We start from the raw sequence: 20,369 nt of genomic DNA on the forward strand, positions 1-20,369 counted from the left end.
CCTGAATTCTGTTTTTATAAATTTTTATTTCGCACCTTGGGCAAGTATGAGTAACCTAATTCCAGCTATCAAAGTTAAAAACATCAGCTTTTATTATGGGACAACAAAAGCTATTGAAAAGGTGTCAATAGATATTTATCAGAACCAAGTAACCGCAATTATTGGCCCTAGTGGTTGTGGTAAATCTACCTTCATCAAAATTCTTAATCGCATTAGCGAATTAGAAGGGCCTGTCAAAGTTGAAGGAGATGTAGAATTTTTTGGTCAAAATATTTACGATTGTCGTGTCAACATCAATCGATTACGCCGCCAAATTGGTATGGTGTTTCAAAAACCAAATCCTTTTGGGATCAGTATTTACGAAAATGTTGCCTACGGGATGAGAATAGCAGGTAGGCATTCAAAATTAGAATTAGATGAAATTGTCGAATCTGCACTTCACAGCGCTGTTCTTTGGGATGAAGTCAAAGATAAGCTCGATAAATCAGCTTTAGGGCTTTCTGGTGGTCAGCAACAAAGATTATGTATTGCTCGTGCTTTAGCAGTCAAGCCGAAAGTTCTGCTAATGGATGAGCCTTGCTCGGCTCTTGACCCCATCGCCACCATGAAAGTTGAAGAACTACTCCACAGTTTACAGTCTGAGTTGACAATTGCGATCGTCACCCATAATATGCAGCAAGCCGCTCGCGTTTCTGATTTTACGGCTTTCTTTAGCACCGATGAAAGTCGGATTGGTCAAATGGTTGAATTTGGCGCTACAGAGCAAATCTTTAACAACCCAATAGACCCCCGCACCCGCGACTACATTTCCGGGCGTTTCGGTTAAGGTACGTTCTAGCGTGACTTATTGATTTTTGTCGAGCTATCTTGCACTAGAGAATACTCATAATGTGTAATTTAAAAAAGTTACTAATTTATCTTTATAAATAAATAAACTCCTCACTACCCATGAAAAGTATATGATATTCAGATTTGATTTCTACATAGCTAATTTTAAATCGAATCATATCTAATCCTTTTGATCGGAAAGGATGGTATATAGTTGAGGTGTGAAAGGTGGTATAAAAAGCCTGTAAAAGATAAATTTTGGAGCATAACTTTAATATAAGTATCGACTAACAGTTTATTTGCTGTATAGCTACCGCATGGTTACGTAATTTCCATGAATATCTCCTTTTGGGGGTAACATAGTGAAACAGCGGCGCTAATTTGTACTACTTTACCTAGTCAGGTTTTGTTTCACACGTTTTAGGAATATGAGTAAACTAATTCCAGCCATCAGAGTCAAAAACTTCAGCTTTTCTTACGACACTCAAAAGATAGTTGAAGGCGTGTCAATGGATATTTACCAAAACAAAGTCACGGCAATTATTGGTTCTAGTGGTTGTGGAAAGTCTACTTTTCTTAAATCGTTAAATCGCATGAGTGAATTAGAAGCAGAAGTAAAGGTTGAAGGAAAAGTAGAATTTTTTGGGCAGAGTATTTATGAGCGTCGCGTTAACATCAATCGCTTACGTCGCCAAGTTAGTATGGTTTTTCCCAAACCAAATCTTTTTCCCATGAGCGTTTACGATAATGTTGCTTATGGGGTGAAGTTAATTGGATGGCATCCGAAAGTAGAATTAGATGGAATTGTTGAATCTGCTATCAAAGCTGCCGAACTTTGGGATGAAGTGAAAAATAAACTGCACAAATCTGCTTTAGAGCTTTCTGGTGGTCAACAGCAAAGATTATGTATTGCCCGTGCTTTAGCAGTCAAACCTAACGTTTTGTTGATGGATGAACCTTGTTCAGGTCTCGACCCTATGGGTAGTATGAAAATCGAGAATTTGATCCATAACTTGCGTTCTGAGTTGACAATTGTGATTGTTACTCACAATATGCAGCAAGTTGCTCGCCTATCTGATTTTACGGCTTTCTTTTATAGTAATGAAAATCGGATTACTCAAATGGTTGAATTTGGTACTACCAATAAAATCTTTACTAACCCTGTAGACTCTCGTACCCGCGACTATGTTTTCGCTCGCGTCGGTTGAAGTGTTTTTTTTATTTTAGCTATTGAGAGAGTTCATACATAGTGCAAGCACAAATGAGGGGTTAAATTGAATTTCCGCTTGTTTTAAGTTTTTCTGGTGTTAGGCAATGCAATCTCATATTGACAGTATTCTTTTATACTATATATTTAAAGACAAGTATTTGCTCTAGACCACCTAAATCATAAAATGAAATGTCCCCGGTGCGAATCTACTTCATATCGTAAAAATGGTCGTCGGAATGACAAGCAGAATTACCTCTGCAAAAATTGTGGTAAACAATTCCTAGAATCTGTATTCTCTCGTTCCTTAGAAACTGACTTGCTTGCTAACAGCAACGGACATACTAAAGTATCTACGGCTGAAACGACGGAACTTTCTTTATTAAAAAACCTGCCCGAAGAAAAAATCACAGAGAAAAGTCTTAGCTCTTTTAGTTTGACATTAGCTGAACAACTGCTGCAAACGATATTATCGCCTGATTGCTTAGAATCTGCTGCTTTGAGCCAATTTATTCAAAAGATTCAACAAATAACTGAAATAAAACCTCAATTAGAAACAGGAATATCACTTCTACTTTTGGATGCAGAGAACTTAAAATTAGATATTAATTCAGAATTATTTTTAGCTAGTGTCTGCAAATATCCTCTTCAATTTAAAATGGCATTTGCTAACTGGAAAAATCCAAGTATTGGAAAGCAAGATATTGAACTATATAACCGTGGCTATCAACTTGTCCATGTGCCAGAGGGTAAGGATAGTGCTGATGCAAAAATGATCGCTTTCGGGGCTTGTATTGTACGCTCTTATCCAACAGTTAAAGAAATATTAGTCTGTTCTAGCGATGGAATTTTAATTCACCTTTGCAATGAACTCCAAAACCAAGGATTAATTGTCTATTGGGTACGTAGACAAGGGCAAACTTTGCATATAGAAAACCGGAATACTGGCAAATTAACTCATTATTCTTTAGCAATGGCAACAAAAGTTCCATCCTTGGAAAAAGTGGTTGAGCAAATTCAAGATTTAATTAAAAATGAACAAGAATCAATCAATACTCGATTACACAAGCTAACAACTATTGCAAGTTTATTTCAAGAAAGCTCCAATATCAATAATAAATCTAATTCTAAGCGACCAGAAATTGAAGAAATTACCCCTATTATAGATAATTCATTTGTACAATCAATTCCAGAAGAAGATTCTGCAAAAATCCCTAATGAAAAAACATTAGATAAATTACTATTAAAAATTATTCAAGATATACAAACCAAGTCTCCTCAAACTAAATTGTCTGTGTCTAAATTAGGTACAGAATTACAGAAAATAACTGGAGAATCTCCTAATTCAATTATTAAAAAATTAAAGTTAGGTTCCAATTTTACCAAATATTTAGAATCATCTCCTACATTTACATTAAAGGCTAGTGGCAAGGAATATGAGGTAATGCCGCTACTCTTTGAATAGATACTTTCTGAATGTTTACGTACAACCTGAGCCTGTAATTCTGTATTATGTAAAAGGATGTAAAGAAATGTAAATAATACAATGCAGGATAAAGTTGTTGTTATCGTTGGTGCTACTGGTGGTATTGGTTCAGCTTTAACACAAAAACTTGCGCCTACCGGAGTCCGGTTGGTACTGGCTGCGAGAGATACAGTTCGTTTAACCACATTGACTGCTGATTTACCAGGACAAGTTTTGACTGTTCCCACCGATATTACTGACCCCAAACAGGTAGATACTTTGATAGAAAAGACGATCGCTGAGTTTGGTCAAATTGATATTTTAGTGAATGCAGCTGGCGCTGGTATACTCAAACCCTACAACAGCCTAGAACCCGCTGATTTAGACAAAATGTTAGATGTCAACTTAAAAGGTAGCTTTTACACCACTCAGGCGGCTGCTGAAGAGATGCAAAAGCACAAGTCTGGTCACATCTGTAATATTGTAGGAATTCTGGGCAAGCATTCGATGGGGATGGCAGCGGCTTATTCGGCTTCTAAGTTTGGTGTTGTCGGTTTTAGCAAGTGCATGGCAGAGGAACTCAAGCGTTTTGGTATCAAGTTCACGCTATTCTACTTTGGTGGGGTAGATTCTCCTTTTTGGGATAACGTCAACCTAAAAGTAGACCGAAAAAAAATGCTTAGTCCTGAAACTGCTGCCAATGCAATTTTCTTTGCTCTTTCTGCCGAACCGCAGGCTGTGCCAATGGAAATTAACATTCAACCTGATAGTCATTTGTTCTTTTAGAGCGGGAGTACGCTTACATAATTCTTGCTTAGGAAAGACGTGAAAATCTAGTAGAAAAGGCAAAATTTACAGATATATAAACTGTTATGCTGGATTTTCAATATCTATGAAAATTGATCGCGTTCATTTCTATGTAGAAGACGCTAAAGTTTGGCGAGATTGGTTTGTACGCCATCTTGGTTTTCAAGCAGTAACCAACGATCGCATCAGTTCATTTCACACTTGTACAGAAGTAGTGAAAAGTGGTGATGTCTGCTTTTTTCTATCTTCACCCCTGTTGCCTACAAGTCCAGTAGCGGAATTTCTGCGTCAATATCCACCTGGTGTGGCAGATGTCGCTTTTGCTATCGAAGATGTCGAAGGCGCGATCGCCCTAGCTCAAAAACACGGTGCGACAATCCTACAACCCATCCAGGAACGCCAGATAGGTACGGCGTCGATCAAATGTGGCAAAATTGCCGCTTGGGGTGGACTGACTCATACGTTAATAGAAAGGTCATTAGTTTTCGACAAAGGACAAATGACTAATGACATAGACGCGCCAGCGGCTTCCCGTAGGGTAGGACAAATGACAAATGACAACACTATTACTGCTATAGATCACATAGTGCTAAACGTGGCTGTTGGTGAATTAGATCGTGCCGTCGCTTGGTACGAAAAAATTCTAGATTTTCAACCCCAGCAGGCATTTAAAATTAAAACCGATCGCTCTGCTTTACACAGCCAGGTGATGGTTTCGCGCAACGGTAGCGTCCAATTGCCAATTAATGAACCGGCTTCTAATAATTCTCAAATTCAGGAATTTCTAGATGTCAATCGGGGACCAGGAATTCAACATATTGCCTTGCGGACGACTAATCTTGTGAATGCGATCGCTAAATTTCGTGCCAGTGGTTTATCCTTACTCTCGGTTCCTCAAACCTATTACTCGCAGCTAAAACAGCGACCAGGAATCACGCTATCACCTCTAGAACTAGAAGCGATCGCTCAACAAGAAATTCTCGTGGACTGGCAAGAATATACTCCTTTAGAGGGAGGAAATACCGCGCCTTTATTACTGCAAATTTTTACCCAGCCCATTTTTGAACAGCCGACATTTTTCTTTGAGTTTATTGAACGTCGTTACCAAGCTCAAGGTTTTGGCGAAGGTAACTTTCGCGCTTTATTTGAAGCCATTGAAAGCGAACAAATCAAACGCGGTACGCTGCAATGAGGTCATTATCGATACTTTCTTAAAAAAGTTTACAAAAAAAACCTTTAGCTAGACTTAATACCCTCAAAAAATAGCCATACATCTGAGATAAACTTAATAAAAATTAACTTTTACCGCCGATGCTAAGACTTATTACTGACTTCGACGGCCCAATTATTGATGTTTCTGAACGGTACTACCGTGTTTATCAATTCTGCTTAGATAAAACCCGTCGCCCAGATCAAGTAGTGCAAGAACTTCCGAAAGCGGAATTTTGGCAGTTAAAGCGATCGCGTGTTCCCGAAAAACAAATTGCGCTAAATTCTGGGTTAGACGAAGCCCAAGCTAAAGAATTTGCCAAGCTGCGGCGACAAACTGTACATACAGAACCTTACTTTCACTATGACACCCTCGCGCCTGGTGCTGTGGATGCACTGTTAAAAATTCAACAAGCTGGAATTGATTTAGCAGTGATGACAATGCGCCGATTTCGGGAACTAGATTATGCCTTCCAAAAACACGATTTAGGGAGATTTTTCCCAGAAAATCGTTGTTTTTGCTTGACTAACGACTACGTTAAAACTCGCGATATTGAAGATAAGCCCTTGTTGATGGCTAGGGCATTAAAAGAACTGCCTCCGGCTGCTGATACTTGGATGGTAGGCGATACGGAAGCTGACATTACCGCTGCAAAAAATTATGGTATCAAGGTAATGGCTGTAGAATCCGGGATTCGCGATCGCACCCAATTAGAACTTTACCACCCCGACTTAATTGTTCAGGATTTTAGCGCTGCTGTAGATTTAGTTCTAAAAGCTAAATACCTTGTCTAAAAGGCTCTGTACCTGCCACAGATTCAATTAATCAGCATTCGGGTTGTAGATTAAAATAGGAGTCAGAATAGGTATTCTGACTCCTGACTTTTTATTTTAGAAGAACACACATAAACCATGTCTTCTTTATAGAAACCTGCTTAGGGCAGTGGTTTAACGTAGAAAACTACTAACTAACCACAACAATATAAACGTCACTACAGTAGAGAACTGATTCGTTTCCAGACTGATAAATGATATTTGTGGTAAGAGCCAGCTAGCAATTAGTCCCCCAACGATTAGGCCAATTATTAAACTGATTAGGGTGAACAAAACTGCTCGGCCAAATTTGCCTTCCTTGCGGTTAAGAAAGTAAATACTAGTGCCCACACCAACCACCAATGCTAACTGCAAAACCCGATCGCCTCCCTCTGGATAGAACAGGCTAATAGAACTCAAACCGAGAAACCAAGCTCCTGGTAAGAGTATATCCGCAGGCGTTGGCTGATCCAGCATCCGTTGCAGCCATGCGGGTGACTGTTCGCGAGGGGTTGGACTTTCTTTAGGAGGCAATTGCACTCGCAACTCTGGAAACCGTATCCGCTCAGGGACTTTGATTTTACCTTCCTGGCGCATCCGTAAGCGATCCATTAAAATCGCATCGTAAGCTGCCTCAATCACTTCCAAATGCTTGGCATCGCCATTATGTTGCTCGAATAGGCGATTACGAGCATCCTGAATTTCATCGAAGCTAGCCTCTTCTGATACCCCAAGTTTTTCGTAGGGATTTTGATCGCTCATGGGAGTTTGTTACTTCAGCCTCAATCAGCGGCAGTCTTTTATCGAATAAAAAACAATTTTAGGTTTTATTTCGATCGAAACTAAAATCTCGACCTATTTATATGCCCTACCAGGATAGTAGCACGGGTTAGTTTGATCGACTTTGTAATTTCAACTATAGTCACTTTAACATATCGCTATAACTCCGTGTATACCCTCATGTCGTTGTCTAATTCTGGCTCTAATCTAGAATTTGAACAGGAGAGTACCTAAAAGTCATGGTTTTTATGAAAAAATCAACTTTAATGTTTCAAATTTGGCAACTTACTGTGCCCTAAAAGAGTCTTTTTAATTATACTGAATAATCGCTTGTGGTATATATCCACATATCGATTTAAAATTGAAACGTTTTAAGTTACCAGCTAACTGGGATCGAGAAGGTGTCTTGCTATCAAGAAAGGTTGCAGTTCAAGTCAGAGCGCTTATATACTGTTGGCTAACAGAAGTTTCGCCTTCTCATTGCCTACAATCCTGATTAGAGTATTTATTTTAAAATAATCGGGATTGTTATACCGTTGCCATGTAGATTCTTAGTTAGTCCTAAAGTGGCAACTGCGTTTTTACGCAACTCTCTTGTTAATCTTACGAATTTTTGTGCAAAGTAATGGTCACGGCTCCTGCCAAAATTCTTGTAGTTGACGACGACCCTGCGGTTCGGAATTTAATCCAACGCTTTTTGATTAAACAGAACTATCAGGTGGAGGCTGCCGAAGACGGAAAAACAGCCTTAAATCTATTTGAGCAATTTAACCCTGATTTGGTGATTCTAGATGTGAATTTACCAGATGTCACAGGGTTTAACCTCTGCCAAGAGATGCAAAGTCGTAATGGTGTTTTTGTTTTGATGTTGACTAGCCGTGCTGACGAAGCTGATAAAATTCGTGGCTTTGCTAAAGGTGCTGACGACTATCTCACCAAGCCTTTTGGACTAGGAGAGCTAGAAGTCAGAGTCGGAGCTATTTTAAGGCGTCAGCGAGTGATAACTACGGCCGAGCAGAAACGCTTGGTATTTGAAAAACTTATGATCGATCCAGTGCGACGGGAGGTAGCACTTAATAACCAACCAGTACCTTTAACTGCTCTGGAATTTGACTTGTTGCATTTTTTAGCTAGTCATCCAGGCCGAGTTTGGCGGCGGGCAGAACTAATCCAAGAGGTGTGGGATTATGAATATGTCGGCGACCAGCGGGTTGTAGATGTTCATATCGGCCAAATTCGCAAGAAGATTGAAATTGATGCTAGTCAGCCAGCATTAATTCAAACTGTACGTGGCGTAGGCTATAAGTTTGAATCTGCTGCTCACCCCCAGCAGTTGGAAGCCAAGTCCTGAGTTTATAGTCTAGAGTTTTTTAACTCTTGACTGTTAACTCTTGGGGGAGCCATTAGTGAATTTTTTTAGTTTTAGTAAAAGACAAATTTAGACAATCAAAATAAGTAGATATTCCTCAAATACACGCCAAACAGTTATTTGAGATATTTATCTATCTATTTCAGATAGTAGACAGGGGAGAGAGTCTACTGGAAAATATTTCTTGGTATGTAACCGTTTTGGTAGGTATAACGGTGCTGAGATTGGAGTTCATCGGGTACATAGCTGTGCATTGGTAGTCAAATGAAGCTCAAGTCCTCTTAAAAGCCCGTTTCTAGCCTCTGTCTGGAAATGCTGCTGTAAGTCAGAGAAGCGGCAGCCTGAAAATAGATATTTCCAGTTAGAGACTGAGAACAAAGGTAAATCCCGCTATATTACCAACTACTTTTGGCAATAAAAGAAACTATTAGAACTTTTTTATGGATCGGAATCTACCGATCTTTTTTATTGTAATATTGCCGATCGCTATCAGCTGAAAATCCCGTTAATGGGGTACGGTATGCCGTACCCCATTAATAAATAGGGGAATAACGCCCTTTATACCAGTAGCTATGGGGTGTCTAGTAAATTAGCTGTTGCTGGTGAATCGGTACAGGGCATTTCTACTGTGGAGTGATGGAACAAAGTTTCCAGATAGACTCGAGCAGCACGGCGATCGCTATCTCCATTTTGGAGTAAAAACAATGATAGTGCCGCCGTCAGTACTCTGTTTTCATCCCAATCGGGATGGGTTTCTAAGTAGTTTTTTAAGGATTCGTGGAGTGTTTCAGGAATTTCTGTAAAGATGCTAACCGTTGATTTCATGAGATTTTCCTCCTATGAGGATAATCAAGAGGGACAAGTTGCTTGCGGTAAAGCAGTTTAGGGCTTTACACGCTCTTTCGCTATCCCGACAATCTGCACTTACATCTAGTAGTAATATATTTTACACATTTGATGCTAGCCGATTGAACGGATTATAAAAGCAAGCCGCATCATTGTGCGCCAAGAGGGGGTGGGTTTGTCAATGCTGCGAAATGTTAAAAACGATGGTATAAAAAATAAATGCGAACGACAGAATAGGCATTTAAGGCGATTTTTTGTTACCTTACTTCATAAAAACTCAGTCCTTAAACTTCTTTGCTACTTGTAATCAACAATCCCCAGTAAGACAGTAAGAAGCCTATTAGCTCGTATAGCACCTGTGGAAAACTGCTAAAATCCCTGTGGAAACCCTGTGGAATCAGTGAGGAAAATAGTAACCAATGATAAGAATTACAAAAATGTCATCAAATTATGACATTTAAACTCATGAAATTAGCTTCTCAATCTCAGTTATCATCGTGGTTGCCTTCGATACATCCCCAGGTCTGGATTTTCGCAATTGGGAGATTTCTCTCGGAAGTTGGTACCGGCTTTACCCTGTTTTACGCCCCCATCTTTTTTGTCAATCAACTTGGTTTATCTGCAACCAGTGTTGGGGTAGCCTTGGGTAGCGCCTCGATTTCCGGCATCGTAGGGCGGATTGCGGGTGGTTCTTTGGCTGATTCTGAATATTGGGGACGCCGCCGCACTTTGTTGCTAGCGACGGCGATTTCAGCAATTGCTTCTCTAGTTTTAGCTGCAACCAATAATTTCACTTCTTTGGTAATCGGTAGCTTGATTAGCGGTTTAGGGATAGGTTTCTATTGGCCGGCGGCTGAAGCTGTGGTTGCTGACGCTAGCCAAATTGACAATCGGCGGGAAACTTTTGCGATCGCCAGACTAGCTGATAATCTGGGGTTAGCAATTGGAATTGTGCTGGCTGGGTTTTTGATTGCGATCATTGGGAGTTATCGCTGGCTATTTGTGATTGATGCCATCTCTTTTATGCTATTTTTTGGAGTTGTCTATGTAGGGATTAGTGAAACTGAACAACAGCAGATAGAGGAACCTGAAAAGACAGAACTTTTTGCTGCTTGGATGGCAGTATTAAGAGATGGGCGTTTTTTAGTCTACATCGCAGTTAATATATTTTTTACAATCTATATTTCTCAAATCCACAGCACCCTACCGCTTTACTTCAAAAATTTTGTTTTTGTCGAAAGTACTACCGAAGGATTTGCTCAAACTACGATTAGCGGATTATTTGCTTGGCATCTGTTGTTCGCTATTATTTGTCAGTTGCCTGTCACCACCATCTTAAAACGCTGTTCTCATACACTCGCACTCACTGTTTCTGGCATTTTCTGGGCAATTGGTTTTGGACTGATTTGGGTAAGCGGTACAGTCTCATCTCATCATCTGCTTTGGGTAACATTAGCATTGGGAGTATTTGCTGTGGCGATTGTTTCCTATACCCCATCTGCTGCTTCTTTAGTGACTGAGTTAGCCCCGGAAAATCAACGCGGCGTGTATTTTTCTATCAACGCTTTGTGCTGGGCTATTGGCTCTTTTATTGGTCATCCCTTGGGCGGATGGGCATTAGACCAACCACAAATTATTACTAATACTTACTGGCTAGGTTTCATCTTCAGTGTAGCGATCGCTGCGGCAATTTTACAGTATCTCAATCGAATTTTGGCTGAGTAACATAACTCCCCACGGTAAGATGACCTGTTTTTTTACCTATTGACGACGTTCTTGCAGCTTGCGATACACCGATTTTAAATCAACTTGATGGTGAGCTAAGGCAACCAAAGTATGATATAGCAAATCAGCCACTTCACCTGCGATCGCATCTGCTTCATCATCCTTAAAAGCCATTACCACCTCAGCGGTTTCCTCACCAATCTTTTTTAAAATTTTATTATCGCCACCTGCAAATAGTTTACAAGTGTAAGAACTTTCAGTAGGATTGTCGCGGCGATCGCATATTATTTGAAACAATTGTGACAATGTATCACCTGGAGGGGAGGCAATTTTTCCTTCTATTTGATGAAAACAACTGCGCTCTCCAGTATGACAGGCAACATCTCCTAATTGTTCTACCCCGATGAGCAGCGCATCACTATCACAGTCATAACGGATACTCTGCACTTTTTGAAGATGTCCAGAAGTCGCCCCCTTGTGCCACAATTCTTGCCGAGAACGGCTCCAAAACCAAGTTTCTTCAGTTTCTAAAGTCTTTTGTAACGACTCCTGATTCATCCACGCCATCATCAGGACAGTACCATCTAGATAGTCTTGGACAATTGCAGGCACTAGACCCCGTTCATCGTAGCGAATTTTCTCAACCGGGATAGTGTAATGCAGCGATCGCGAATCGTAAGAAGACATACCAGCTAGTTTGCTCTCATGAGAATAATTTATGGATTCACGATACCATTCAAAATAGGACAGCCGATATGTTTTTTTGAATTAAATATCTCAAGTCAAGTCTTCACTCGACTTGCATAACATAATGTTATTTTTTTGGTTCCGCTAATTTTATAGGATAGAAATTCTAAGCAGTGTTTGACTTTATCCTAAGATAGAGCGTTTTATTGCCCACTGTTAGGAGAGAACTTTGGTAAATACCACAATTAAAACAACAAAATCACAAGAAGTCTTCGCCGCCGCTCAAAATCTTATGCCCGGAGGAGTCAGTTCTCCAGTTCGTGCTTTTAAATCTGTGGGCGGACAACCCATCGTTTTTGATCGTGTCAAAGGCGCGTATATTTGGGATGTAGATGGCAATAAATACATAGACTATGTAGGCACTTGGGGCCCAGCTATTTGTGGTCATGCTCATCCAGAAGTCATTGCAGCATTGCATGAAGCTTTAGAAAAAGGCACCAGTTTCGGCGCTCCCTCAGTCCTAGAAAATGTTTTGGCAGAAATGGTCATTGATGCCGTTCCTAGCATCGAAATGGTCAGATTTGTCAACTCTGGAACTGAAGCCTGTATGGGAGTTTTGCGGCTGATGCGGGCTTTCACCAACCGAGACAAAATCATCAAATTTGAAGGTTGCTACCACGGACACGCCGATACGTTTCTAGTGAAAGCAGGTTCTGGTGTTGCCACACTTGGCTTGCCAGATTCACCAGGAGTACCTAAAGCAGCAACTAGCACTACTCTAACTGCACCTTTCAATGACCTAGAAGCAGTCAAAGCTTTATTTGAAGAAAACCGCGACGAGGTTGCCGGTGTCATTCTTGAGCCAGTCGTCGGCAATGCTGGATTTATCGCACCTGATGCTGGCTTTCTAGAAGGGTTACGGGAACTAACTCACGAATATGGAGCGTTGTTGGTATTTGACGAAGTGATGACAGGCTTCCGCATAGCTTACGGTGGCGCTCAAGAAAAATTTGGTGTCACTCCTGATTTAACAACTTTGGGTAAGGTGATTGGTGGTGGTTTGCCAGTAGGGGCTTATGGTGGTCGCCGGGATATTATGTCAATGGTTGCGCCCGCCGGCCCCGTATATCAAGCTGGGACTCTTTCCGGTAATCCCTTGGCGATGACTGCTGGGATTAAGACTTTAGAATTGCTGCAAAAGCCAGGTACTTATGAGTCTCTTGAGCGAATTACTAAAAAACTAGCAGATGGTTTGCTGCAAATTGCCAAAGAAACTGGTCATGCTGCTTGCGGCGGTCAAATCAGCGCTATGTTCGGCTTATTCTTTACCCCTGGTCCAGTTCATAACTACGAAGATGCGAAAAAGTCTGATACAGCCAAATTTGGACGTTTCCATCGTGGAATGTTAGAGCGTGGTGTTTACTTAGCACCCTCTCAATTTGAAGCTGGGTTTACATCTTTTGCTCACACCGAAGAAGACATTGAGCAGACTTTAGCAGTTGCACGGGATGTAATGTCTAGTCTGTAACCTTTTAAGATAAGGGATTTCCAAATAAAAGTATCCTGTTAACTCTTGTGGGGTGGGCCGAAAAGCCCCACAAAATGGATGATTTATAGGAAGTCCCTTTTTTGAGACACAAACAAGCGTGCGGAGTTTTCGGACTCACTTTAAAACATTATTTGCAGAATTTTCAGCAGTGAATGGTGTTCAATCCTCTGACACTGCTGAGGAGCGAAGAAATTTTTTAACAGATTTGCTCTCTACCGTCATTACTCAAGAAAGGTCACATCTTCGTCATCATTTCGCAATGGCTTCGTCAATGGAATATGCAATATTTGGCCTACATTAAGATTCATAGTTAATGAGGCAGGATTAATAAATTATTAGGGGGTTAAGTCCCTCGCAACTAAGAAATGTCAAGTTTTATGGCTCTTGTCTAAATCTCCGTTGCAAAACTTAACTTAATTACAAATTATTTTACTTGCCTTTTACAGTTCTCGAAATTCCCTCATACCCCATAGATTACAAAAATTAATGCGTAAGCAGGTTCTCACCTTTATGGTGAGGGTTTTGCTTATAGATATTAAATTATTCATCGGGTAATACCAATTTGAAAAATGATTACGACAGATGGGAAACTGAAACACTTATCCAATGAATGTTTCACAATCCAAAATCTAAAATCCAAAATGGTATAAGGTATTTTTTCAGAGTCAGGGTTGAACCTAACTTTAAAAAATAGACCAGTCATAACTGTAGCTTGTATGGCAAGGCTTACAGAGTAGAAAAAGCTGCCATAAGTATTGTGAAAAAAAATGGTTCGACCTTGAAGGAGCTATGAAGTGGACGACAATAAGTCATTTTTTGGTCTGCAAAAAATATTAGTTACGTTGCTTGTATTGAGTGGGAGTGTGAGTGTCAGCACGATGATGCTTATTAAGTCAAGCTCTTCTAATGCTCAAAGTACAGAGAATATAAATGTAAACAATCAACCAAGCAAAGTTGGAATTCAGCAGCAGATTGAAGAACTCAAAGCGACGATGCTTAGAAGTTGGCAGCAGCAAGTACAAACAAAAGGTTTTTCATATACTGTGCCACAGCGTTTTCAAGGGGCAATAGTTGATGCGGCAAAATTGACTCCCGACCAGAAAGTAATTGCGCTCACCTTTGATGATGGGCCATGGCCTGAAAGTACCGGGGAAGTACTAGATATTCTCAAAAAAAATCAGATAAAAGGCACATTTTTTCTCATTGGGCAAAACGTGAAGAATTATCCAGGCTTAGTAAAGCGGGAAATTGCTGAAGGTCACGTAATTGGTAATCACACTTGGCATCATTGGTATCAATTCTTAAATCCACAAGCAGCTGCCTATGAAATTGACCACACAGCAGACTTGATTTATCAAGTGACAGGTATTAAAACAAATTTATTTCGACCACCAGGGGGAATCATGCACAATGGGGTGGCTAGTTACGCTAGAAATAGCAAATATGCCATCATTCGCTGGTCATCTGATTCTGTAGACTACTCACGTCCTGCTGTACCAAAATTAATTAATAATGTGTTTAGGAGGGCCAAGCCAGGTGGAATTGTGCTAATGCATGATGGTGGTGGTAATCGCTCTAAAACTGTGCAAGCTTTACCAGAAATTATTGCCAACTTTCGGAAACAGGGCTATAAATTTGTTACTATTCCTGAACTTTTAGAAATGCAAGATAAAGATCAAAAGCTGACAGCAAACAAAAAAACCGTCCAAAACTAACATCTGAACGGAATTTTAACGTATTAATACTTTATGCCAATCTAGTTATGTTACCAGTTGTGCTGATACCTTACAACTACAAGTCAGGAGGTAAAATCACCTGATCGATCGCGTGGATTACGCCGTTACTACCTGTGATATCTGCCTGTGTTACTTTAGCATCATTAACAGTTACACCAGTAGCAGGATCGACTTTAACGTTGATTGCACCACCTTCAAGGCTTTTAACTTCGCCAGACTTTAAGTCAGTAGACAATACCTTACCAGCCACCACATGGTAAGTCAAAATCTTGAGCAATACTTCTTTGTTAGCTGGCTTTAATAATTCTTGCAAAGCATCTGCTGGTAACTTAGCAAAAGCTGCATCTGTGGGTGCAAAAATAGTCAAGTTATCTTTGCCTTGCAGAGTTGTGCTTAACCCTGCTGCTTTCAAAGCCTTGGTCAAGGTGGTAAAGGAAGCGTTTGACTCTGCCAAAGCTAACAAGTTTTTGCCTTGATTGCTACTTGCCCCTGGTTTTGGTGGAGTTGTGGTCGGTGTCTCAGTGGGTGGAGTACCTGGGGTAAGGGGTGTAGGTTCACTAGGTGTAACAGGTGTAACACTACCACCTCCACGATTATAAGGAGGCTCGTTGAAAATACTTGGTTTGGGATTTAGCGTTGCACCACTCTGTGCTACTGGTTTGCGTTTGGTATTGCCCTTTTCGACTTGGGAAACGGTTTCAACAGGTGCGTATTGAGTGTTTGCTTGAAGACGTTGACCTTGGTTATAGGGAGCTTCGTTGAAAATACTGGGGTTAGGATTTAGTACCTCTTTCGCATCAGATGGTAAAGTAATGAGGACGCTGAAACTAGTAAATCCTGCTATGCCTGCCAACGCGGTCAGAAATTTGCTGTAATTTGTCTTCATAAATTTTGTTTTTCTTTTTGTTCACACATTACATAAAGATTTATAACATTTTGCTATGCACAAAATCTAACTCAAGAGGGAAGTAAGGTTTTTCTCTAGAATAGTTTGTGCTAGAGAGGTTAAATATTTAACCTCGATTCACGCAGGTCGGGATGAAATATATCTACCATATATTTCATGTAAATTGAGCAAATTTTATCCATCACACAAAAATTTAAAACTCCCACTCGGTATAAAGTAAATTCTCAGAAAGTGTGAAAATCTCACCTCTACAAGTTATGAGTTACGATGAGCTTCGAGAAAGATTATACTTAAAATACAATTTATACACATACCTGCACGTAAATTAATAGTTGATTTATAAATCCTGAATTACATAGAGAAGAAGGCTATATTTCCGAATGAACCATTGATTATTCAGCAAAAGCACAGAAATTAATTACCGAAATATTTTAACGTAGGCTAACGTTGACAAAAATTGAATTAAATGTTAAAGGGCCACGAATGAGGGGTTATGTCTATTTAAACCTCGTCTACCTTGAGAACTGTAGTTTTGTAGGTTGGGTGCAGCGATAGCGTAACCCAACATAAAATTTGGTGGTAATGTTGGGTTGCGTTTCACTCCACCCAACCTACATAAATATATCTTTTAAAAAACTCTAGGTTTCAACATAGATGAGGTTTCTATATAGGAATCCGCTTTGATTTGGAGAAATTATTTGCGTAGGGAAGGGATACGGAACAGGGAAGAAGGAATAAAAGTGTACTGAATTTTTTTCACGCAATCAAATACGAGTCCTATATATACTGAATTAAATTACTTATAGCGATTACCAGTTACGTGAGGTACAGATAATATTTTGAAACGCAAAGGAGAGGCAGCGCGGTCTTGGGGGTCTCCCCCATGAACGACTGCCGTCGCAAGGTAAAGCGCAGAGGTACGCAGAGATTTGTACCTCAGCAGATTATGAAACGCTATAGTTATTTGATATTTTAATCAATCAAAAAACAATATTTTTTAAATCGATAATTTTATTTTGCCAAAAATCAGGCATCGGTTAAACCTTAGAGCCTATTTATAAAGTAAATATTAAGTAGGATGTGTTACGGCTATGTAAGGATTTGGGAGTTTCAGAAAATCAGGATTAGCCGTAACGCATCATATCTGTCGGTGCGTTAAGCGTTGCCATAACGCACCCTACAATTTAAGCTTTACTTTATAAATCATCTCTTAATGTCAATTAAATAGACAGCTAACCAACTAATACCAATAAAAATTACTTAAACTAAAGATACAATTGTAAAGTTAATAAGTTGACCAGTTACAAGAGATAGAACACATGCTGGAATTATACCAATGGGAACTCTCTCAATACTCAGAGAAAGTGCGCCTAATTCTAGATTTTAAAGGACTAGATTACCGCAAAATAGAGGTTACGCCTGGGATTGGACAAGTAGAACTGTTCCGGCTGACTGGTCAAAGACAAGTGCCTGTATTAAAGGATCGTAATAAATATATTGCGGATTCTACGGAAATAGCTAAGTATTTAGACTTAGAGTATCCCGATCGCCCCATAATACCGCAAGATCCTAAACAACGGGGTTTAACTTTATTAATAGAAGAATGGGCGGATGAGTCCATAGGCATCAAAGGTCGCAAAGCACTATTTGCAGCCATAAGTCAAGATCAAAATTTCCGTAAGTCTTTATTACCTACCTCAACACCAGATATATTTAAAAGTCTGGTTCAAGGAGTACCTAGTGACTTACTGACAGTGTTGGGTTTTGGCGTAGGTTACAGCCCAGATGTGATACAGTCAGCGATCGCATCTTTAAAACAAGACTTGGAAGCCTTAACGTTATTATTGGCAGATAGTCCTTATTTAACAGGAGATGAGCCGACTTTAGCTGACTTAGCGGTGGCTGGCTTATCGATATTACTCAAGTTCCCCTCTGGGCCTTATCTGGATTTACCAGCTTCTATTAGAGGTAAAGGATTGCCAATCTTTGCTGAAAATATAGATTATCAACCATTCTTTAACTGGCGCGATCGCCTTTACGCCCAATTCCGCAAACCGTTAATTAGTACCACTCCATCAACAGGAAGTGCGCCAACCTCGATTCAGATTGATTAGATAATAGGGCATAGGGAATTGGGCATGGGGCATAGGGGATGGAAAAGAAAAACAAATGACCAATGACCAATGACCAATGACAAATGACAAATGACAAATGACTAATCAGATGAATTCCGCACAGCCATTAGGTTCGGTCATTCAAGGTTCTCTAACTGAAGGTTTAGAAGTCCGATTGCATCCTGACATTTCTGTAGAAGATATGCGGGTGGGTAAATTTCTTGTTGTGCAAGGGATGCGATCGCGTTTTTTTTGTATGCTGACAGATGTAGCATTAGGAGCTGCTAATGCCCGAATTATTGCTAATCCCCCCAATTGGGAAGACACTTTTTTACGAGATGTTTTAGCCGGAAGTGGTACTTACGGTACTATCAACCTCGCGCCGATGTTGATGTTCACTCCCGAAACTGAAGAATCTTTCTCCCCAACAAATGGCAAATCGGCCAATCCTTTCCTCCCATCGGTGACGGGTTTAGCTTCATTTGTGCCCCAAACCAGCACGACGATAGAATTGTTGCCGGTGAAAACTATTCCTAGCCACTTTAGCCAAGTTTACGATGCAAGTGTTGACGATTTTCGCCGTGTATTTGGTTGGGAAGATGACCCCCAAAGGCGCAATTTTTCCATCGGCAAACCTTTGGATATGGATGTACCCGTTTGTATCGATTTGAATCGCTTTGTGGAACGGAGTAATGGAGTTTTTGGGAAATCTGGTACTGGTAAATCTTTTCTAACTCGGCTACTTTTAGCTGGCGTTATCCGGAAAAATGCGGCAGTAAACTTGATTTTTGATATGCACTCTGAGTATGGCTGGGAAGCCGTTGCAGAAGGTAAAAATGTCAATACTGTTAAAGGCTTAAAGCAACTTTTTCCTAGTAAGGTAGAAGTTTATACCCTCGACCCGGAATCGACCAAGCGTCGGGGTGTGCGTGATGCCCAAGAACTTTATTTGAGTTACGAGCAAATAGAAGTTGAAGATATTAAGTTATGTGGTCGAGATTTAGGACTTTCTGACGCAGCCTTGGATAATGCCAATATTTTGTTTAATGAATTTGGCAAGTCTTGGATTGTCCAGCTGTTAAATATGACTGGTGAGGACATTAAGATGTTCTGTGAGGAAAAGCCAGGACACCCAGGTTCAATTAACTCTTTACAGCGCAAACTCCTACGCTTAGACAGCTTGAAGTATATGCGAGCCGTTTGCCCCCAGAATTACATTAGTAAAATTGTGCAATGCCTGGAATCTGGGAAGAATGTTGTGATAGAATTTGGTTCCCAGTCTAATATGCTCTCTTATATGTTGGTGACGAATATGATCACCAGACGTATTCACGAGCATTACGTCAAGAAAGCAGATAAATTTTTGCAAAGCAAAAATCCTAGCGATCGCCCCACGCCATTGATGATTACCATTGAAGAGGCGCACCGTTTCCTTGACCCGGCGATCGTTCAAAGTACTATCTTTGGAACTATTGCCCGCGAGCTGCGAAAGTATTTTGTCACACTTTTGGTAGTCGATCAACGTCCATCAGGCATAGATAATGAAGTTATGTCCCAAATTGGGACTCGCATTACCGCTTTGCTGAATGATGAAAAAGACATTGAGGCAATTTTTACAGGTGTATCTGGTGGTAGCGGACTGCGATCGGTATTGGCAAAGCTAGACTCGAAACAACAAGCTTTAATATTGGGTCACGCCGTTCCTATGCCCGTAGTAGTCCGTACCCGTCCTTATGACGCAACTTTTTATGCCGAAATTGGTGAGCCAGCTTGGGAAGAAAAACCTGACGCAGAAGTATTCGCCGCTGCGGAACTAGCCAAAGCTGACCTGGGATTTTAGATTGTCCTTTGTCCTTTGTCATTTGTCATTTGTCATTTGTCATTTGTAAATGACCAATACTTCTCTGCGAACCTAACAGCGTGTCAAAGACAGAGATTGCGCCAACGACTAACTTCGGCTCCACTACCTCGACTTCGCTCGGCACAAGTCGGCAAGAGTCGTTCAGTACAAGTGACAAATGACCAATGACCAATGACCAATGACAAATGACCAATGACAAATGACCAATGACCAATGACAAATGACTAATTCGTGACATCCCTCCATTATCACAGCAAATTAAGTTCGGTTATCCCGCTAGTTTTGGCAACAGAAGAGGGGTTTTTGGCGTCACTATAGAAGTAATCAGCAATTTCGAGGAAATTTAAAAATTTTTTATATAACGGCTGCTTTTAAATTATAATAATAGGTTTTATCTTAAGAGAGTTTACTATTTGCCTGATTTATCGTATCATAAGTTAAGTAGAACTCATACCGACTTCGGATT

At 40.3% G+C, this 20,369-nt stretch carries 16 protein-coding genes and 1 pseudogene; 12 read left to right on the forward strand and 5 right to left on the reverse strand.

From position 1 onward, the window contains the following. The first annotated feature begins 46 nt into the window (after positions 1-46). The 6 genes from pstB (RM368_RS05285) (at position 47) to RM368_RS05310 (ending at position 6,311) form a co-directional block, all read left to right on the forward strand. Positions 47-826, forward strand: coding sequence for a phosphate ABC transporter ATP-binding protein PstB (gene pstB, locus RM368_RS05285; protein WP_322693081.1), 780 nt, complete (start codon positions 47-49; stop codon positions 824-826). 430 nt (positions 827-1,256) lie between these two features. Next, entirely contained in the window at positions 1,257-2,036 is a 780-nt protein-coding gene (gene pstB, locus RM368_RS05290) for a phosphate ABC transporter ATP-binding protein PstB (RefSeq protein WP_322693082.1), read from the forward strand. Between the two features lie 186 nt (positions 2,037-2,222). Continuing rightward, a complete protein-coding gene (locus RM368_RS05295; protein WP_416212213.1) occupies positions 2,223-3,500 on the forward strand; it encodes a transposase-like zinc-binding domain-containing protein in 1,278 nt (425 codons plus the stop codon). Positions 3,501-3,581: 81 nt separating this feature from the next. Beyond that, positions 3,582-4,286: an SDR family oxidoreductase gene (locus RM368_RS05300; protein ID WP_322693084.1), complete on the forward strand. Its 705-nt coding sequence runs from the start codon at positions 3,582-3,584 to the stop codon at positions 4,284-4,286. A 106-nt stretch (positions 4,287-4,392) separates the two neighbouring features. Beyond that, complete coding sequence (hppD, locus tag RM368_RS05305) at positions 4,393-5,499, forward strand: 4-hydroxyphenylpyruvate dioxygenase (RefSeq protein ID WP_322693085.1); 1,107 nt, start codon at positions 4,393-4,395, stop codon at positions 5,497-5,499. A 119-nt stretch (positions 5,500-5,618) separates the two neighbouring features. After that, positions 5,619-6,311, forward strand: a complete 693-nt coding sequence (locus RM368_RS05310) for an HAD family hydrolase (RefSeq protein WP_322693086.1) — start codon at positions 5,619-5,621, stop codon at positions 6,309-6,311. A 153-nt stretch (positions 6,312-6,464) separates the two neighbouring features. Here the strand turns inward: RM368_RS05310 and RM368_RS05315 are convergent, their stop codons facing one another. Continuing rightward, positions 6,465-7,091, reverse strand: a complete 627-nt coding sequence (locus RM368_RS05315; protein ID WP_322693087.1) for a CPP1-like family protein — start codon at positions 7,089-7,091, stop codon at positions 6,465-6,467. Between the two features lie 643 nt (positions 7,092-7,734). On the opposite strand from RM368_RS05315, the gene RM368_RS05320 reads away from it, so the two are divergent. Beyond that, complete coding sequence (locus RM368_RS05320; RefSeq protein ID WP_322693088.1) at positions 7,735-8,460, forward strand: response regulator transcription factor; 726 nt, start codon at positions 7,735-7,737, stop codon at positions 8,458-8,460. A 651-nt stretch (positions 8,461-9,111) separates the two neighbouring features. Here RM368_RS05320 and RM368_RS05325 read toward each other — a convergent pair. After that, positions 9,112-9,303: pseudogene (locus tag RM368_RS05325) on the reverse strand (DUF2811 domain-containing protein); the annotation flags it as partial. Between the two features lie 486 nt (positions 9,304-9,789). Here RM368_RS05325 and RM368_RS05330 point away from each other — a divergent pair. After that, positions 9,790-11,049: an MFS transporter gene (locus RM368_RS05330; RefSeq protein ID WP_322693089.1), complete on the forward strand. Its 1,260-nt coding sequence runs from the start codon at positions 9,790-9,792 to the stop codon at positions 11,047-11,049. A 36-nt stretch (positions 11,050-11,085) separates the two neighbouring features. On the opposite strand, the gene hisIE is transcribed toward RM368_RS05330, so the two are convergent. Continuing rightward, entirely contained in the window at positions 11,086-11,736 is a 651-nt protein-coding gene (gene hisIE / locus RM368_RS05335; protein WP_322693090.1) for a bifunctional phosphoribosyl-AMP cyclohydrolase/phosphoribosyl-ATP diphosphatase HisIE, read from the reverse strand. Between the two features lie 229 nt (positions 11,737-11,965). On the opposite strand from hisIE, the gene hemL reads away from it, so the two are divergent. Beyond that, positions 11,966-13,264, forward strand: a complete 1,299-nt coding sequence (hemL, locus tag RM368_RS05340) for a glutamate-1-semialdehyde 2,1-aminomutase (protein ID WP_322693091.1) — start codon at positions 11,966-11,968, stop codon at positions 13,262-13,264. 815 nt (positions 13,265-14,079) lie between these two features. Beyond that, positions 14,080-15,000 (forward strand): polysaccharide deacetylase family protein, encoded by a 921-nt coding sequence (locus RM368_RS05345; RefSeq protein ID WP_322693092.1) that lies wholly within the window; start codon positions 14,080-14,082, stop codon positions 14,998-15,000. Positions 15,001-15,076: 76 nt separating this feature from the next. Here RM368_RS05345 and RM368_RS05350 read toward each other — a convergent pair whose 3' ends face one another. Then, positions 15,077-15,907: a fasciclin domain-containing protein gene (locus tag RM368_RS05350; protein WP_322693093.1), complete on the reverse strand. Its 831-nt coding sequence runs from the start codon at positions 15,905-15,907 to the stop codon at positions 15,077-15,079. A 1,340-nt stretch (positions 15,908-17,247) separates the two neighbouring features. On the opposite strand from RM368_RS05350, the gene RM368_RS05355 reads away from it, so the two are divergent. Further along, entirely contained in the window at positions 17,248-18,042 is a 795-nt protein-coding gene (locus tag RM368_RS05355) for a glutathione S-transferase family protein (protein WP_322693094.1), read from the forward strand. A 109-nt stretch (positions 18,043-18,151) separates the two neighbouring features. After that, positions 18,152-19,882 (forward strand): ATP-binding protein, encoded by a 1,731-nt coding sequence (locus RM368_RS05360; RefSeq protein WP_322693142.1) that lies wholly within the window; start codon positions 18,152-18,154, stop codon positions 19,880-19,882. Positions 19,883-19,907: 25 nt separating this feature from the next. On the opposite strand, the gene RM368_RS05365 is transcribed toward RM368_RS05360, so the two are convergent. Continuing rightward, positions 19,908-20,141, reverse strand: a complete 234-nt coding sequence (locus RM368_RS05365) for a hypothetical protein (RefSeq protein ID WP_322693095.1) — start codon at positions 20,139-20,141, stop codon at positions 19,908-19,910. Positions 20,142-20,369: the final 228 nt, after the last annotated feature.

The sequence above is a fragment of the Nostoc sp. DedSLP03 genome (assembly GCF_034530815.1).
Classification (GTDB): domain Bacteria; phylum Cyanobacteriota; class Cyanobacteriia; order Cyanobacteriales; family Nostocaceae; genus Nostoc.

Coding starts and splice junctions, on each gene's coding strand:
- pstB (WP_322693081.1), top strand. CDS start 47: ATGAGTAACCTAATTCCAGCTATCAAAGTTAAAAACATCAGCTTTTAT.
- pstB (WP_322693082.1), top strand. CDS start 1,257: ATGAGTAAACTAATTCCAGCCATCAGAGTCAAAAACTTCAGCTTTTCT.
- RM368_RS05295 (WP_416212213.1), top strand. CDS start 2,223: ATGAAATGTCCCCGGTGCGAATCTACTTCATATCGTAAAAATGGTCGT.
- RM368_RS05300 (WP_322693084.1), top strand. CDS start 3,582: ATGCAGGATAAAGTTGTTGTTATCGTTGGTGCTACTGGTGGTATTGGT.
- hppD (WP_322693085.1), top strand. CDS start 4,393: ATGAAAATTGATCGCGTTCATTTCTATGTAGAAGACGCTAAAGTTTGG.
- RM368_RS05310 (WP_322693086.1), top strand. CDS start 5,619: ATGCTAAGACTTATTACTGACTTCGACGGCCCAATTATTGATGTTTCT.
- RM368_RS05315 (WP_322693087.1), bottom strand. CDS start 7,091: ATGAGCGATCAAAATCCCTACGAAAAACTTGGGGTATCAGAAGAGGCT.
- RM368_RS05320 (WP_322693088.1), top strand. CDS start 7,735: ATGGTCACGGCTCCTGCCAAAATTCTTGTAGTTGACGACGACCCTGCG.
- RM368_RS05330 (WP_322693089.1), top strand. CDS start 9,790: ATGAAATTAGCTTCTCAATCTCAGTTATCATCGTGGTTGCCTTCGATA.
- hisIE (WP_322693090.1), bottom strand. CDS start 11,736: ATGTCTTCTTACGATTCGCGATCGCTGCATTACACTATCCCGGTTGAG.
- RM368_RS05350 (WP_322693093.1), bottom strand. CDS start 15,907: ATGAAGACAAATTACAGCAAATTTCTGACCGCGTTGGCAGGCATAGCA.
- RM368_RS05355 (WP_322693094.1), top strand. CDS start 17,248: ATGCTGGAATTATACCAATGGGAACTCTCTCAATACTCAGAGAAAGTG.
- RM368_RS05360 (WP_322693142.1), top strand. CDS start 18,152: ATGAATTCCGCACAGCCATTAGGTTCGGTCATTCAAGGTTCTCTAACT.
- RM368_RS05365 (WP_322693095.1), bottom strand. CDS start 20,141: ATGTCACGAATTAGTCATTTGTCATTGGTCATTGGTCATTTGTCATTG.